Source organism: Lewinellaceae bacterium, assembly GCA_020636135.1.
Taxonomy (GTDB): Bacteria; Bacteroidota; Bacteroidia; order Chitinophagales; family Saprospiraceae; genus JAGQXC01.
Genome location: JACJYK010000001.1, coordinates 1 through 18,621 on the forward strand (window position 1 = coordinate 1; position 18,621 = coordinate 18,621).

General features: G+C 42.7%; 7 protein-coding genes. All 7 read left to right on the forward strand.

Annotated elements, in window-relative coordinates; all coding sequences use genetic code 11:
* The first annotated feature begins 263 nt into the window (after positions 1 to 263).
* The 7 genes from H6570_00005 to H6570_00035 all read left to right on the forward strand — a co-directional run bounded on the left by H6570_00005 (position 264) and on the right by H6570_00035 (position 18,497).
* Entirely contained in the window at positions 264 to 1,055 is a 792-nt protein-coding gene (locus H6570_00005; GenBank protein ID MCB9317632.1) for a GHKL domain-containing protein, read from the forward strand.
* Positions 1,056 to 1,180: 125 nt separating this feature from the next.
* Positions 1,181 to 4,897 (forward strand): GHKL domain-containing protein, encoded by a 3,717-nt coding sequence (locus H6570_00010; protein ID MCB9317633.1) that lies wholly within the window; start codon positions 1,181 to 1,183, stop codon positions 4,895 to 4,897.
* 711 nt (positions 4,898 to 5,608) lie between these two features.
* The gene (locus H6570_00015; GenBank protein MCB9317634.1) at positions 5,609 to 6,904 is read left to right on the forward strand and encodes a GHKL domain-containing protein; all 1,296 of its coding nucleotides are present in this window, start codon (positions 5,609 to 5,611) and stop codon (positions 6,902 to 6,904) included.
* A 1,034-nt stretch (positions 6,905 to 7,938) separates the two neighbouring features.
* Complete coding sequence (locus H6570_00020; GenBank protein ID MCB9317635.1) at positions 7,939 to 9,246, forward strand: hypothetical protein; 1,308 nt, start codon at positions 7,939 to 7,941, stop codon at positions 9,244 to 9,246.
* A 54-nt stretch (positions 9,247 to 9,300) separates the two neighbouring features.
* Positions 9,301 to 10,983, forward strand: a complete 1,683-nt coding sequence (locus H6570_00025) for a hypothetical protein (GenBank protein ID MCB9317636.1) — start codon at positions 9,301 to 9,303, stop codon at positions 10,981 to 10,983.
* A gap of 2,957 nt (positions 10,984 to 13,940) precedes the next feature.
* Positions 13,941 to 14,933 (forward strand): GHKL domain-containing protein, encoded by a 993-nt coding sequence (locus H6570_00030; protein MCB9317637.1) that lies wholly within the window; start codon positions 13,941 to 13,943, stop codon positions 14,931 to 14,933.
* A gap of 63 nt (positions 14,934 to 14,996) precedes the next feature.
* Positions 14,997 to 18,497, forward strand: coding sequence for a hypothetical protein (locus H6570_00035; GenBank protein ID MCB9317638.1), 3,501 nt, complete (start codon positions 14,997 to 14,999; stop codon positions 18,495 to 18,497).
* Positions 18,498 to 18,621 lie beyond the last annotated feature (124 nt).

Consider the following 18,621-nt stretch of genomic DNA (forward strand, 5'->3'; position numbering starts at 1 on the left):
AACGGGACAGCACACTGAAATACCTGGAGTTGGCATTCACTACACGAGACAGTCTAAGCCAGGAGAAAATAGCAAACCTAACTCAGTACCAGAATATCTCTTTTGGTGAACAATTACGACTCGAAGAATTGGAAAAGGGAAAGCTACTAACCCAAAACAGGATAAGATTTTATTCACTATTTGCCGGGTTGATTTTTATTCTGATTGTGGCACTTATTCTTTACCGCAATGCCCGTCAGAAACAAAAAGCCAACACCATCTTGATGACCACACTACATGAATTAAAAGCAACCCAATCCCAACTCATCCAGTCCGAGAAGATGGCCTCCCTGGGTGAGCTCACAGCCGGTATCGCGCATGAGATCCAGAATCCCTTGAATTTTGTGAATAATTTCTCAGAGGTGAATACGGAACTCCTTGAAGAGCTCCTGAGTGAAAGGACTAAGGAAAAAGATGAAAGGGACGAAACGGTGGAAAGTGATTTACTCCAGGATATCCGGGAGAATGAGCTCAAGATCAACCTGCATGGTAAACGTGCAGACGCCATTGTAAAAAGTATGCTGCAGCATTCCCGTACCAGTTCGGCTGAAAAAGAACTGACGGATATAAATGCATTGTGCGATGAATATTTGCGATTATCCTACCATGGGATGCGGGCCAGGGATAAATCGTTTAATGCCGATTTCAAAACGGATTTCGATGAGAGCTTGCCGAAAATAAAAGTGATACCGCAAGATATCGGAAGAGTGGTGCTGAATATTTTCAATAATGCCTTCCAGGCGATTCAGGATGTAGAAAACCCAACCGTTTCGGTTTCAACAAAATTACTGGATAACCGGATTGAAATCCGCATCACCGATAATGGTCCCGGAATTCCGGAAAATATCAGAGACAAGATCTTCCAGCCTTTCTTCACCACCAAGCCTACCGGGCAGGGGACCGGATTGGGATTAAGTTTGAGCTATGACATTGTGAAGGCACACGGGGGATCGATCGGGGTGAAAAGTCACGAAGGCAAGGGTAGCGTATTTACCATCCAATTACCTCTTTCCTGAATCATTACCTTCTACCGGTTCGGAGTGGATGACGAGACAGCCCGAGTGAAAGTGATGGTTATCAGTACTATTTACGATATTGTATCAGCAGAGGAGTGATCTAAATGCAAAAGCAATTAAAAAGGTTGGCAACGGTTCTACAGTTTATCTTCCAACAGACAAGTCACAGGTATGGCATCCTGTTGCCTTTATTATTTTTATTTATTTCGATATTAAGTTCTGCACAGGAAAGTAATCTCTTCTTTAAGAAATACGGTGTGCCTGATGGACTGCCTGAAGGAAATATCCAGGATATCCTCCTGGATGATCAGGGATTTGTCTGGTTTGGTACACAAGCCGGGCTGGTGAAATACGACGGTTATGAATTTCAGGTATTCAAAGGCAAGCTGGATAAATCAGATACCTCAGGGGCCTATCTTTCCGGTTGTAATGGTGGAGTCATCAAAAGCCGGGACGGTAAAATTTGGATCGGTACCGAAGATGGCGTAATCACCTCTTACGATCCGGTCATGGAGAAGTTTTCCAACTATTATCCATTAGATAAAAAGGGGGGGTACGCTTCTATTCTCTTTGATGATCCCCGGGGCAATATCTGGTTTAAGGCCTATGAACCCAATTCGGATAACTTTCATTTTGGTTGTTTACATCCTGAATCGGGTAAATTCAGTTTCTATCCGGACCTGGCCGATGGAAATTATTCCCGTTATGGTTCCTACAGTTATGGGGAAGACCATGCGGTGGCCGATTATGGTTTATGGATGCTTGATAAAAGAAAAAATTTATGTTTTCTGGATACGGTGACTGACCAGTTTGAAGTCATTCTTCTGGTAGGTGAAGCACTGACAGCTGCAGGCCTTACGGATACCATTCATTTTATCACCAGAGGACTTGGCGCTTCCTTGCTCCTTACCGGTGATCTTGGATTTTATGTCTTTGATATGCAACAAAGAAGTATAAGCAAAGCATACCTGAACAGTGAAAAATCAAAGAGCCGCCTGGTTGCCGAATGGCCCGTGTTTGCCATTCAGGACTACCATGGTAACTACTGGGTCTCCCATTGGGGAGGAATTCTGTCAAAGGTGGATGGCGCATCGGATCAGGTGACTACCTATCGCTATGGCGACGGAATGCTGACGTATGATCAGGGGCCTCCTGAGATCAATTATTTTCTGCCTATGTTTGATGATTCTACAGGTAGCTGGTTTCAATGTGTTACCCCAAACAGGACCAGGACATTTTTTCTTTATTACGACCTGGCGACAAATGCATTTCGTTATTACGATAGCAAATTCAATAACCGGGAAAATCCTCCTTTACCGGGTAATGTGTTTTTCCCTAACCTCAAGGACCGGACGGGTCTTTGGTGGATAGGGGCAAAGCCCGGGTTGTTTAAACAGGCTCCTAAAAACCATCAGATGGACCTGTTTCGATTTGATTACGAGGACCCCAATACCCTGCCGGATGACGATATCAAAGCGGTATTTGAAGACAGCAATAACAGGTTATGGATAGGTACAGCAAAGGGAGCGGCTATCTACCGGCCAGAACAACTAAATTTCCTGCGTATTCAGCACAAGGCTACCGATCCCGGCACGCTGAGTAATGATTTGATCACAACGATTCATGAAGATTCCCAGGGTGGGGTTTGGATTGGTACGGATAACGGGTTAAATCTATGGCAGGAAAAAAGTCATCGGTTTGAGCGGTTTTTCGTCGAAAAAGATGGCAGGAATCCTTGCCAGTATATTTACACCGACCCATCGGGTCGGCTTTGGGTGGCGATGAATAAGGAGGGCCTGATGGAATTAGCCCCTGGCACAGGTAAGCTGATAAAAAAGCTGTCTCCGGTATGGAATCCACGAAGGGGTACGCGGGATTTAGTTGCCGCTATTTTCCAGGATTCCAGGCAAAAACTATGGGTGGGTACCCGGTGGGACGGACTCTTTTGCCTCAATGAAGAAGAAAACGGATTCATACCGTATAAAAATGTACCTGGAGATTCCAATTCCCTCGGTTCAAATATGATTCGAATCATAACGGAGGATAGCAAAGGTCGCCTCTGGTTCGGAATCAATATAGGTGGTTTGAATCAATTTTTACCTGACGAAAATCGATTCATTAAAATGTCTTCCGAAGTTCGAATAGGTTCTATACAGACTTTTGCCTACGACCAGAAAGGTTCGTTATGGTTAGGCACCTACTCCGGTGTGGGATTGACCAATTTTGATGATGCAACAGGGGATTTTGTTTATTATGGGGACGAAAAAGGGCTCCTGCACAATGATATCGTTTCCGTGGGACCCAATCTGGGTCTGGCGGTAGACCGATCCGGAAAATTCTATATTCCTACCCAGAGAGGATTATCCATTTTTGATCCTGAAACCAAAACATTTTACTCCTATTATGAAAAGGATGGTTTTCAGCCATATAGCTTAGACTACTACGAAATCAAAAGAAAAAATGGAGAGATTTGGATAGGAGGGAATTTTGGACTGAATCGCATCGTGCCGGAAAACTTATTTGGCCGCGACGCTACAACGGGAGATGTGGTTCTTACAAAAATGACCATCAATGACTCATCGTATTCCCAGCCTGACGGTGCTATTTTTAGCAAAGCCGTGTCCTATACCGATGCCATCAGGCTCAAGCATTGGCAAAAGGATATCACCTTTGAATATGTCTATTTGCATTATTTGCGGTCAGAAGATAATCTGTATTCCTGGATACTGGAAAACTACAATGATACCTGGTCGGCGCCATCAACTTTAAGGAAAGCGACCTTAACCAATCTTTCTCCCGGCACCTATATTTTTAAGGTGAAGGCCGCCAATGCCGATGGTGTCTGGATGAATGAGGAAGATGCCAGGGCCATCAAGATCACTATTGCTCCTCCCTGGTGGCGAACCTGGTTGGCGTATGGAATTTACGCATTGCTATTGTTATTGCTCGGAAGGCGCATTCTTTTGTATCAGCAAGCCAAAGCCATGAGGTTGGAGCGGGAAAAAACCCAAGCCCGCGAGTTGGAACAGGCCAGACAGATTGAAAAAGCCTATACCGAATTGGAGCAAACGCATGAAAATCTGAAATCCACCCAGGCTCAGCTCATCCAGTCTGAAAAAATGGCATCACTGGGAGAACTGACCGCTGGCATCGCACATGAGATTCAAAACCCGCTGAATTTTGTCAATAACTTTTCGGAGGTGAGTCAGGAGCTTTTGGATGAATTGCAGGAAGAAGTCAAAGAAGGTAATCTGGAAGAAGTTGTTGCGATTACATCTGATTTGAAAAGTAATCTGGAAAAGATCAATCATCACGGGAAACGAGCGGATGCCATTGTCAAAAGTATGCTGCAGCATTCCCGCATCAGTTCCGGGGATAAGGAGCCTACCGATATCAATGCATTGTGTGACGAATACTTGCGGTTAGCTTATCACGGAATGCGGGCTAAAGACCAGAGCTTTAATGCTGAGTATAAAACAGAATTCGATCCCAACCTGCCCAAAATCAAGGTGGTCCCTCAGGATATCGGAAGAGTGGTGCTGAATATCTTCAACAATGCCTTCCAGGCGATTCAGGATGTAGAAAACCCTGCCGTTTCGGTTTCAACAAAATTACTGGATAAGCAAATTGAAATCCGCATCGCCGACAATGGCTCCGGCATCCCCGATTCCATCAAAGACAAGATCTTCCAGCCCTTCTTCACCACGAAACCTACCGGACAGGGAACGGGATTGGGATTGAGTCTGAGCTATGATATTGTGAGAGCACATGGAGGTGAAATAAAAGTAAATACAAAAGGAAATAAAGGAACTGAATTTGTGATTCAAATGCCCCTCAATTAGGTTAAGGTTATAAAACAAATTTTGAAAAAAAGCAAAAGATTAAAAATGAAAACATTTCATTTTATCTTATTAGTCTTCCTTATTCAGGTAAAACATGCAAATTCGCAGGAACCCGTTAGGGACAGTTTATTCAAAGCATTGCAACAGGCAGTTGATGATTCATCAAAATATAAAATTCAGGCTCTTTTAGCTGATTTTTATGTTGAGGTTGACAGGGATTCGTCAATTTATTTTTCAGATGCATGCATTGATTTGGCAATAAAAAATCAAATGTTCTTAAATGCGGCTGCTTCTCTAAGTGAAAAAGGGCATGCATTGACTCATCTGGATAAATATTCCGAAGCCTTTACCTGTTTCACAGATGCAATTAAAATTGCGAATAATAATTTATATAATGGTAAAAAATGGAAAAGCGATAATAACACTATTTCAGGCGAAAGAGAACGTTACCTGGTTCTTACGAAAGTGTACCAGGATTTTGCAAATTTAATGGCCAGCACCGATAACAATGAAAAATCAATGGAATTACTGCTGACTGCAAAAAGCATAGCTGAAAAGAATAATTTTCCTGCCAATTTGGGCTATATCAACCTGGACCTGGGTCATAAATATCTTAATCAGAATATCATTGATACAGCATGGCAGTTGGAAAGACAGGCCATGCAATTGTTAACAGAAGCGGGGGACAGCAAGCCTTTAGGATATTGTAATATGCTGATTGGTATGATTTCGCTCAAAATGAATCATATCGATTCGGCACTTTTTTATTTCAGAAAAAGTATTGCTATCAGTTCCTATTTTAATAATCTTACCAATTTGAATGGTACATTCAGACAAATGACCTCCTTTTATTTAAATGTACAAAAGGAACCCGATTCTGCAATTCTCTATGCAAATCGAAGAATATTGCTTCATGGCGAAGGAAATTTGGGAGAAATATTTTTTGACCTTGCAGAAGCATATAAACTGAAAGACAATAAAGACAGTGTTATAAAATACCAAACACTGGCTATAATAGAAAAAGACAAGGACTTTAGTCGGAGAAGTATTGCGTTGAATAATCTGAAAAACGGTGTAATTAATGAACAGGAAAAATCGATGAAACTTAAAGAAAGGGAAGCAGAATACAGAAGTCGATTACGATTTACTTTAATTGCAAGCTGCCTCGGTATAGTTGGTCTGGTTTCAGTTATCTTATATAGAAATAATTTAAAAAAACAAAGAGTCAATAAGAAGTTAGAAACAACATTATCCCATTTGAAGTCGACACAGGCCCAGCTCATCCAGTCTGAAAAAATGGCATCACTGGGAGAACTGACCGCTGGCATCGCCCATGAGATCCAAAACCCGCTGAATTTTGTCAATAACTTTTCAGAGGTCAGTCAGGAGCTTCTGGATGAATTGCAGGAAGAAGTCAAAGAGGGTGATCTGGAAGAAGTTGCTGCGATTACTTCTGATTTAAAAAGTAATCTGGAAAAGATCAATCATCACGGGAAACGAGCGGATGCCATTGTCAAAAGTATGCTGCAGCATTCCCGCATCAGTTCCGGGGATAAGGAGCCTACCGATATCAATGCATTGTGTGACGAATACTTGCGGTTAGCTTATCATGGAATGCGGGCGAAAGACAAGAGTTTCAATGCAGGGTATAAACTGGAACTGGACGAAAACCTGCCTTTATTAAAAGTAGTTCCTCAGGACATAGGACGGGTCCTTTTAAACCTGATCAACAATGCTTTTCAGGCTGTGACCGATGTTGAAAAACCTGAAGTGGTTGTCTCCACCCAAAAGCTGCTGGATAAAATTGAAATCAAAGTATCCGACAATGGCTCTGGCATTCCTGACAATATCAAAGACAAAATTTTCCAGCCTTTCTTTACGACCAAGCCGACGGGGCAGGGAACTGGGCTTGGATTGAGTCTGAGCTACGATATTGTGAAGGCGCATGGAGGAGAAATAAAAGTGGAAACAGGAGATGGCGGTGGAACTGCGTTCAGTATTTTTTAAAGCCAAATCTTTAGTGCATGAAGCTATTCCTCACACTACTCTTCTCCATAATGGCAGCCTGCCTATACAGCCAAAGTAAAGTCACTTTTATTGTAAATGAAGAAACACGGATAAAACACGATTCGATTTTCCTGGCAGGCACATTTAATAACTGGGATGCAAATGCAAACCCCAGGTATTTATTAAAGCCATACGGTAACAATAAAAAAGCCATTACGATTGATGTACCAAATGGAGCGATAGAATATAAGTTTCACAGGGGTAACTGGGCCTCCGTAGAAAAGGCTTTTAATTTTGATGAAATTCCCAACCGGATCATTAATATTGAACATGATACCACGCTGGAGGATAAAATAATGGAATGGCAGGATGAGTTCCTGGTAAATAAATGGTTTGCCATCAGCAACTCAACTGAAGATTCAACGCTGCTCTTTAACTACGCTGCACTCGCCAATACGTATCCTTATTATGCCGACTTTTATAACGCTGATTCTGCTATCTATTACGCCGGTAAAGCGAAAGAAGTCTTTGATAAAATAAAATCATCCGGAAAGTATAAAGATTGGTTTAAGGATGATAATAAAATTTATTTCCTTTTTAATATGCAGGAAGTAAATGCTACCATATTCCATACAGCCGGCAATTATTCGAAGTCACTTGAGATCCGCCTCGACAATCTTTCTTTAGCCGAAGGCTCAGCATTAGCATACATGAAATCGGATGCGCTACGTTCGCTGGCAATATTGTATGCCTCCATGAAGGATTATAACAGGATGCTGGATTGCGGGTTAAAAATGGATACCGTATTAGCTGGCATGGATGGTAGTAAGTCTAATTGGTACACCTATTACATCTATAGCACAAACTATACAATAGCGAGCGCCTATTTTAAACTCAATAAACCTACCGAGGCTTTGTTTTATGCAAAAAAACTCGAAAGACTAAATATGAATGTGGCAACTGAGTTGTATGCTTTAAGAACCCAGCTCCTGCTTGGCGATATTTATGCTTTGCTTGATGATAGCAAGGCTGCCATGAATAAATACGATTCCATTTTATTGGATATTCCTGAAACAATCCATCATTTCGGGGCATTAGCATGGCTGGGCAAGGCTAAACTATATCAAAAAAATAACCAAACAGATTCAGCACTTATTTATGCTCAAAAGGCATACATGTTTTTTAAAACGAATAATATCGATGCTCTTATTTCCAGCGGCTGGGGCGAAAACTCAAACTATTACCTGTCTGAGATCAGCCCTTTGGTGGCTAACTTATTTTCCGCCACAGGGTATCCCGATAGCGCATATAAATATTTGCAATTGTATGTTTCTCTAAAAGATACCTTATTTAATAATGAAAAAGCTACCCAGTTCCAGGCCATCATTTTAAATGAAACATCGAGGCAACAGAAGGAGGCTATTGAAAAAAGCTATTTGCAAAAGCAATTTCAAAGTCAGCTTAAAGTATATGGCCTCATTGCCTGTATACTGTTTTTTGTGGTGTTGGCATTCACTCAATTTAGAAATATCAAACAGAAACAAAAAGTTAATAGCTCACTCAAAACAGCTTTAAAAGAATTGAAGTCTACGCAAAGCCAGCTTATACAATCCGAAAAGATGGCTTCACTTGGAGAGCTTACAACAGGCATTGCACACGAGATACAAAACCCATTAAACTTCGTCAATAATTTTTCTGAACTAAGCAATGAGTTAATCGATGAATTGAATGAAGAATTGGATAAGGGTGATGTGGATGAAGCAAAAGCAATAAGCAGTGACATAAAAACCAATCTTGAAAAGATCAATCATCATGGTAAGCGGGCAGACGCCATCGTAAAAGGGATGCTGCAGCATTCAAGAAAAAGTGAGGGGAAAAAAGAACCCACCGATATCAATGCATTGTGCAATGAATATGTACGTCTGGCATACCATAGTTTGCGGGCCAGGGATAAATCCTTTAATGCTGATTTAAAAACGGATTTCGACGAGAGCTTACCGAAAATAAATGTGATCCCTCAGGATATTGGCCGGGTGCTATTAAACATCATCAATAATGGTTTTCAAGCCGTTCAGGGCACGAAAGACCCGACCTTGTTGGTTTCAACAAAACGTGCCGGGGACCATATTGAAATAAAAATAACCGACAACGGTCCCGGCATCCCTGACTCCATCAAAGACAAGATCTTTCAGCCTTTCTTCACCACCAAACCGACCGGCCAGGGAACTGGGCTGGGATTGAGTCTGAGCTATGATATTGTGAAAGCACACGGGGGAGAACTTAAGGTTACATCGATTACTGGAGAGGGAGCAACTTTCACGGTGTCGCTGCCGGTGTGGTAAAGTTCCTACCGGTTTGTGGCCAAATGCATAACTTCAGAAAAAACGAAAACAACGATGAATTACCGTCTTCTCTTACCTGTGCTGTTATTCCTGATGTTCGGCTGCCAGCCCGTGAGTCAGGATCAAACTTCAGAATCAGAATCTTCCAAATACGAAGGCCTGGTGAACCTCTTTCAGGAATGGAGAAGCTTTGAAAAACCGCCATTATTGGAAGGCGCGCCGGATTATTCAGCTGCAACTTTTGCTCGGCGGCGCCCTGCATTTGAACAATTGCGGCAACGGCTCATGGTGATGAATGACACATCCTGGCCGGTTGCCCAGCAAGTGGATTGGAACATCGTCCGGGCCGAAATGAACGGCTATGACTTTAATGACCGCATTCTTCAACCATGGGTTCGTGATCCTGCTTTTTATAAATCGGTCTGGATGGAACGCAGCGATGTACCTGCCCACGAAGGCCCCACGCATCACGCAATCACTGAACTGTGGACGTACGTATTTCCCCTTACTACCGAAGAAAAAGAACGCTTGATTCATGACCTGCAAGTAATCCCACCCCTCAATAAACAGGCCATGCAAAACCTCTCCGGTAATGCCAGAGACCTGTGGGTCACCGGTATCCGCGATATTCGTACCCAGGCCGCCGACCTCCAGACCATCCTGGGTCTCCCCGGTGTGACAGGGGATGATGAATTGGTAACGGCGATTCAAAATGCGAACACCTCCACCCTGGAATTGGTGAGCTGGCTGGAAGGCGAGGCTCCTATGAAAAACGGTCCCTCAGGCATCGGTAAAGAAAATTATACCTGGTACCAGCAAAATGTCCACCTGGTTCCGCTCACCTGGAACGACGAAGTGATCCTGTTAAAGCGGGAACTTGCCCGGGCATGGTCAGCCTTGAAGCTGGAAGAACACCGCAACCGGGATTTGCCCCAGTTGCAGGCCGTAAATTCCCCGGAAGCTTATGATTCCCTGGCTGAACAAGGTGTCCGCAGCCTGATGGATTTTCTGGAGAAAGAGGATATTGTTACAGTTAAGGATTATTTTGAACCAGCTATACGGGAGCATTTGGGCTCGTTTGTACCGGCGGAGGAACGCAATTTCTTTTTGATCACTGCCCACCATGATCCCCGGCCGCTCTTTTCTCATTTTTACCACTGGTTTGAGCTCGCCCGCATGGATACCGAACCCCATCCAAGTGTGATTCGTCGCGGACCGTTGCTTTACAATATTTTCGATTCCCGTAATGAAGGCACGGCCACTGCGGTCGAAGAACTATTCATGCAGGCCGGGCTTTACGATGATTCACCTCGCACCCGCGAGATTGTATACATTATGATCGCCCAGCGCGCTGCCCGGGGCCTTGGCTCCCTCTATGCGCAGGCCAACGAAATGACCATGGAAGAAGCCGGCGGCATCCATTCCGAATATACGCCGCGGGGCTGGATGAAGACCGAGAAGGAGTTGCGCATTTTTGAGCAACATTTGTATCTCCGTCAGCCGGGTTATGGCACCAGCTACATCACCGGTAAATATTTATTGGAAAACACCCTGGCACAATTTGCCCGTAAGCAGGAGGCTATCGGTGAGCCCTTCCAGTTAAAAGACTTTTTCGACCGCCTGAATGCTATAGGTAATATTCCGATATGGTTAGGATCCTGGGAAATGACTGGAGATAGGACAGACGTCAATCAGCTTTTGAATGGAAATCAAAACGAAACCATTCCATTGAAGTAAGGCATAAAGGTGAGGTGTCCGACAACCTGAACCTTGCTTTGCTCGGATTGGCTTTTCAATAAATTCAATGCATTCATGAATGTAACGAATCAATCACAGACTCTGGTTTTGCAGCTTACTGGTATATCTAGCTAATAAATTTTATCTTCAGCAAGGATAGGTCGGAACGCCAATCAAAACACCCTGCCACAAAAAACCAATCAGATGCACTGGCTTAATGCCCGATACATTCCAATTGATATTTATCGTTTAACCGGCATTCCCTGGCTTCCAGTCATTGCTCAGGACCTGAAATATGGCAGCTTGCATCACAGGTGGTTGGGATGGATTCCTCAGGGAAAAGCCTTTATCATCCATTTACCTAAACTTAGATACTATTTCAACACGAATTGAACCGGGTAATTATGACCAGTTATAAACGCCATTTCTTTTTATTCCTTTCTTTGATTGTATTGCTGTCCTGTAATAGAACATCTGATCTACCCGATGCTTCGGTTGAAATACAAGTAAACCAACGGGCCAAACCATTCACTTTTTCAGAAGAAAAGGAGATCGTGTGGGAAGAAGTGGATCCCAAGACCATTCAACCACCCAAATCCTATCCGCTTGATTTGGACAAACTTCCAGTACGGCCGTTTTCCATGCCCCAATACCAACCGTTGCGAAAGCCGTTGGAAGCGCATCTTCTCGATTGGGACAATATTCCCAATCAAGCCATTGTATTTGACTCCGCCAGTATACAGCCATTTATATTAACTGTAACTGAGATCCCAGGACCAGTCATCAAAGAAATCGATCCATTTAATCCACAAGAAGATCTGACGTCAGGTTTCATTAATTTTTCTGTTTCTGAAGGTCTACCGGATGTAACCGTCCTGGATATTATCTCTGATGGGGCTAACGGGCAATGGCTTGCTACCACAACTTCACTGTGTCATTTTGATGGTGAACGCTTGCACATTTATCCATATACGGCGATCGAGTCCCTGCTGTTGGATGAAGAGGGCCGAATCTGGACAGTCAGTGATAAACAAGGCATAAATATCCTGGATATTGCCAACAATAGGGCCTATCACTACGCTTCCGAAGAAAACTATATGGAAATATTTATGGATCATGAAGGCCTGTATTGGGTGGTTTCCTCCAGTAATTCTGGTATTTTTCAAATTGATTATAACGCATCTACAATCAAACAGTATCCGCTAAATATAAAGCAATCTGTCACCGGACTTACGGATAAGGAAAACAATATTTGGATTGGCACCCAAGATAAAATAGTGGTAATTGACCAAAGCAGATCCTATTATAAAACACTGGAATGGGATGATTTCAATATCAACTGGATAACCGGTCTGTACGAAGATAAAAATGCAAACATTTGGGCCACAAATTGGGGTGGAGGTAACATAGCCAAAATAAATATAGCTAAAGACTCTGTCTACTACTTAAGGGAATTCACAGGTGGTACCGATCTATCCGGTCAATTTATTGAAGACACCTCGCAAAATCTTTATATCTCTCGAAATAATATGTTGAGCATCCTCAATCCAGAGGAGACAATGATCAAAAAAGTACCAATAAATTCAGCAGTGATTAGTACCTGGCAAATATGTCCGCTCTACATCGATGACCGAAATGTACTTTGGATCGGCACCGACGGCAGAGGCATTTTATTGAAAGATCTGAATGACCTGGATATCCAATACCTGGATAAATCGAATGGTTTAATGAATCTCGAAACATGGGAAATCATGGAGAGTTCATCAGGTGAGACCTGGCTGGGAGGTTATATTGGTATAGATATTATTTCAAAAGATAAAAGCCAAATTAAGACGATTACCCGTAGCATGTTACGGGCCTCAAATAACGATGACATTCAATTTTTCAAAGAACTTAACGATGGTATTTATTGTGTTGGGGCGGGAGTTGGATTTGATTTGATTAATACTCGTCAAAAAAAACTTACACGCTATTCGAATGAGCAACAAATCGACTCTGGGATTAATGATCTAATGATTGATGCGCATGGTCTTTACTGGTTAGCCCTCAATAAAGGTCTTTACCAATTTGACCTGAATCATGGAACGCTTAAGATAATTAATGAAAAAGGAGGTCAAATACCTGGTAATAAGGTTGAAAATGTAATTGCGGATGCATTTTCGCAGTATTGGTTGGCTACTACGGAAGGCCTGGTCGTCATCGATCCGACCAGGAATACTATAAAACATCTCACAAAAAAAGAAGGCTTGATTGGAAACGATATTATGGACATCATTTTAGTTGAGAATGATATCCTGTGGGTAGCGACAACGAAGGGATTATCAATCATTAATATCAAGGATCAGCTCATAACGAATTACGGTGATGAAAGCCTTCATTCCTCGGAGCTTTGGGACTTGGTAGAAGGAAAAGATCAGATGTATGTAGGTTCGACGAATGGTCTTATGGTCATGAGTAAAGAGCCTCTGGAAAATGGAGATTATTCCATTTATGATCTTGGGCCATCTCAGGGTTTTTTACGCCCGGATTACCATCAAAAATCAAGCACAAGGACTAAAAGTGGTGAGGTATGGATGGTAGCCGGTCCAAATCCTAAAGTAGTCGTTTTTAATGACAAGGATCCGGTGCCTGGATCAGGTCATGAGGTTCATATTACCGGAGTCTCCATATTGGATAAGGCCTTTAATTTTAGTGATTCGTTGTCAGCTTCCTCCGGATACGATTCCAGGATCAATTGGACAGCGTTAAAATATCCATACAATATTCCCATTGGCTTGCAACTGCCCAGTGACCATAACTCCATTAGCTTTAGTTATGCCACCAATGATCTATTTAACCAGGACAAAATAAACTACAGATATCAGTTAACAGGGAGCGACAAGGACTGGATTTACGCGAAGAGCAATCCCAAAACGCTCAACTATTATAATTTAAGTCCCGGCGACTACACGTTTAAAGTGAGTGTAAATGAATTCAATGGTTCCTGGAGTAAACCAGCAGAATTCACTTTCGAGATTCTGCCCCCCTGGTGGCTAACGTGGTGGGCATATATTTTGTATGGCATCCTGTTATCCGGGTTGATTACACTTATAGTAAATTACCGTTCGAGGATATTAAAAGAAAAAAATAAACAGCTGGAAAAGACGATCGCTGAAAGGACCAAAACATTACGTGAGACCATCGAAAATTTGAAATCAACCCAATCACAGCTAGTCCATTCTGAGAAAATGGCCTCGCTGGGTGAGCTAACTGCCGGAATTGCCCATGAAATTCAGAATCCTTTGAATTTCGTGAATAATTTTTCGGAAATCAACTCGGAGTTGATTGAAGAACAAATAGAAGCACTTGAGAAGGGTCATCTGGAGCACGTCAAATCACTTGCTGATGAAATTGCCGCGAATGAACAAAAAATAATTCACCATGGGAAAAGGGCGGATTCTATTGTAAAATCCATGCTGCTGCACTCCAGGAACAGCTCAGGTGAAAAGGAACTGACGGATATTAATGCGCTTTGTGAAGAATATTTGCGGTTGGCTTATCACGGTATTCGTGCTAAACACAAATCTTTTAATGCCGCGCTTAAAACAAATTTTGATTCCAGTTTGCCGAACATAAAGGTGGTGCCCCAAGATATTGGAAGAGTCGTTTTGAACATCATCAATAACGCCTTTCAGGCAATACATGATGTAGAAAATCCATCAATTTCAATTTCAACGAAAAGGTCGGATGGTCAGATCGAAATTAGGATTACAGACAACGGACCTGGAATTCCAGATAATATCAAGGACAAGATCTTCCAGCCCTTCTTCACCACCAAACCGACGGGTCAAGGGACGGGGCTGGGATTAAGTCTGGCGTATGATATCGTAAAGGCACATGGAGGGATGATCACTGTAGAGAGTCACCCAGGTGAGGGGAGTGTGTTCGTATTACAACTGCCAATAGTATAAGTATATGAAATGAAAATTCATTTCCTGATCTTGACTTTGATAATAAGCTCACTTTTATCCTGCATGAAAAATCAACATGTACAGGATATTGCCGGGCCGGGGTATGCCAGGAAATTAACGGGCGTCCTCAATCCGGTAAACAATCCTCCAGAAGCATTTTTATTGACAGGATCACGTGCACCTAAAAGAATTACAGCGGGAAAGCCTACCGTAACCTCGAATCCAAATGCAGATGGCCTGGGTGATCCGGATTTTACCATTTATAATACGTTAGACGGCCTGGGGCTTGATTTCGTGCAAAATGCCCTTCTGGATAAAAAAGGCAATTTATGGTTTAGCACCCAGGGAGCCGGATGCAGCAGATATGACGGGAATAAATTTACCACTTACGCCGCAGTAAACGGTCTGGACAATGGTGTTTACAGTATGGTTGAGGATACTGCCGGAAACATCTGGACCAGCTCAGGAAATTCCGGGAACGTAAATATTCTGTATAAATACAATGGATCGAAATTTATTTCTTCGGCTTTTCCTGATAATGGCAATATAACCATGTATGCAGACCACGTGGGAAATATGTGGGTGGGTACGGATTCCGGAGTATATAAATGCAAATACGGAAATCAGGATTCACTTTCAATTATTGTTCATCTAACGACTGCTGATGGGTTGGCAGATGATCAGGTTAATTGTATCCTCGAAGACCGGAAAGGGAATATTTGGTTGGGAACAATGGGTGGACTGAGTAAATACATTGGAAGCGAGTTTATTAATTATTCCGAAAAACAAGGACTGCTCAATAACCGCATTAACTGTCTTACGGAAGATTTAGATGGTAATATCTGGATAGGTTCGGATATTGGTATCAGTAAGCTGACTGAAAGCGGGATTACCAATTATACGGTGGAAAATGGATTGGTTGATGACCAGATTAATGTTATTGCAGCTGATTCCTATGGAGCGATCTGGATTGGTACAGGGAATGGATTGAGCAAATGTGTTCAACAGGAAAATGACTATACCCCATTGTTTACCAACTATACTCATGCGAACGGGCTGGCAGTTGATGCAATAACTACTCTTACTGAAGATCCATCTGGAAATATGTGGATAGGCACCCGAAATGGTGGTGTTTGCAAATACAATCGCAACTTCCTGACTAAATATTCGAAATCGCTCGGCCTCGGTGGCAGGCAAATCATGGCGGTTAATCAGGATAAGGATGGTCATTACTGGATAGGAACAATCGGTGGTGGCGTGTTTAAATACGATGGACACCATTTTTTCAATTATAATACCAGACAAGGGCTTGCTTCCGGAGATGTATTCAGCATCTTGTTGGATCATGACGGAAATCTGTGGTTTGGTTGCTTAGGCTCGATCAGCAAATTCGATGGGAAGACTTTTACGAATTATACCTCTGATCAGGGACTGCCGGAATGGTCGGGAATCCTGAATAGCATTCAGGACAAGCAGGGCAATCTGTGGTTTACCACCTGGAATGGCACCTATAAATTTGATGGAAATAGTTTCAGGCACTTCAGCACCGGGCAGGGATTGGTTACCAATCAGACCGTATCGGTTATTCAGGATCAAAATGGAAATATGTGGTTTGGTGGTGAAGGCCTTAGTAAATGGAATCCAAAGACCGTTTTGAATTACTCTGCAGCATCCGGAATGCCATGCCCTGAGATGCCTTCATTGTGCGAAGATGCGTCCGGGAATATCTGGACCGGAACCTATGGAAAAGGACTTTGTCGAATCAATAATGATTCCATCACAGTTTATACAACTACCATGGGCCTGGGTGATAATACCATTTATTCATTAAGAAGGGATACGATCAAGCACCGTATCTGGATGGGGACCAATTCCGGACTGGTCATGATGAATGAAAATGATCCGGGGAAAAATACTGGCCAGATTCAATTCGAAAATTTCAATCCGTCGACTGGTTTTGATATCAAGGATTTTGCGTTCAAATTTTCCTTGTTTGTCGACAAGGGTGGAGTTATATGGGGAGGAACCGGAGATGGTAAACTTATCCGTTTTGATTATGAAAAATTAAATCCGGCGCGAAATGATTACCTGGTGCAGCTGCAAAATATAGCAGTCGATAATGATGACATCTGCTGGAATTTCCTGGCAAATGCCCGGGGATTAGATATCGGTGCAGATAGTTTGGCCATTCAAAATGAAATGGTTACGACCTTTGGGAAAGTATTGTCCGGAGAAGAATCCCAACAGATGCTGGATAAATATCATAAGTTACAATTTGATGGTATTTCCTCATTTTATCCCATACCCCAGCATCTAATTCTTCCTTACAACAGGAATAACCTGCGGATTGATTTTGCTGCCATCGAGCCGGGATTTGCAGGCCGGATGAAATATCAGTATAAGCTGCAAGGCTACGATGATGCCTGGAGTCCACTAAGTGATCGGACGAGTGCAAGCTTTGGCCATATCAGTGAAGGCACCTATACATTTATTGTACAAGCGGTCAATCCTGCCGGGGTATGGTCTGAGACCAGTTATGCATTTACGGTTTTACCTCCCTGGTACCGTGCCTGGTGGTCTTATCTGATTTATTTAATCGCATTTCTTACGTTGCTGTGGACTTTTATAGAGTGGAGGATAAGTGCATTAAGAAAAGAAAAAGCATCCCTGGAAGAAAAAGTGGAGCGACGAACCCATGAATTACGGGAGGAAAAGGAAAAAGTAGAAAATGCATTAGCCGAGCTTAAAACCGCACAGGTACAATTGATCCAGTCTGAGAAAATGGCTTCCATGGGAGAGCTTACTGCGGGTATCGCGCATGAAATCCAGAATCCACTGAATTTTGTCAATAATTTCTCGGAGGTGAATAAGGAAATGATCGATGAGTTATTGGAAGAAAGGACAAAGGAAAAAGGAGAAAGAAATGAAAATCTGGAAAATGAAATACTACAGGATATCCGGGAGAATGAGCTCAAAATCAACCTGCACGGCAAGCGCGCGGATTCGATCGTGAAAAGCATGCTGCAGCATTCCCGGACCAGTTCAGGTGAAAAAGAGTTAACCGATATTAATGCGTTGTGTGATGAATATGTACGGCTGGCCTATCATGGCATGCGAGCCAGGGATAAATCCTTTAGCGCGGAATATCGACTTGATCTGGATCCTGATTTATCAAAGATCCGGGTTGTTCCCCAGGATTTTGGCCGGGTGTTGCTGAATATCATCAATAATGGATTTCAGGCCTGTACTGAGCGAAGTTTAAGGGCAACTTCCGACGAAGCCCTGGCGAAGGGGGATACAAATTACCATCCCGAAGTTACCATATCAACCAAACAACTTGGTGAACATATTGAAATAAGAATAGCCGACAATGGCTCCGGTATTCCGGATCAAATAAAATCCAAGATCTTCCAGCCATTCTTTACGACCAAACCGACCGGTCAGGGGACCGGACTGGGGTTGAGCCTGAGTTATGACATTATCCAGGCTCATGGAGGGGAGATCGAAGTTGAAAGCGAGAAAGAGCAGGGAACCAGTTTCATTGTGCGTTTACCTGTTATCTGAATTAATTGGATTATAGGATGGTCAAATATTAGGTGAAAACTGAAAATACAAGACGATAATCGGAAAGGTCACATGATGAGCAGGATGAGTCAGATGCAGAGAAAATCAGCGGTTAATAAATATC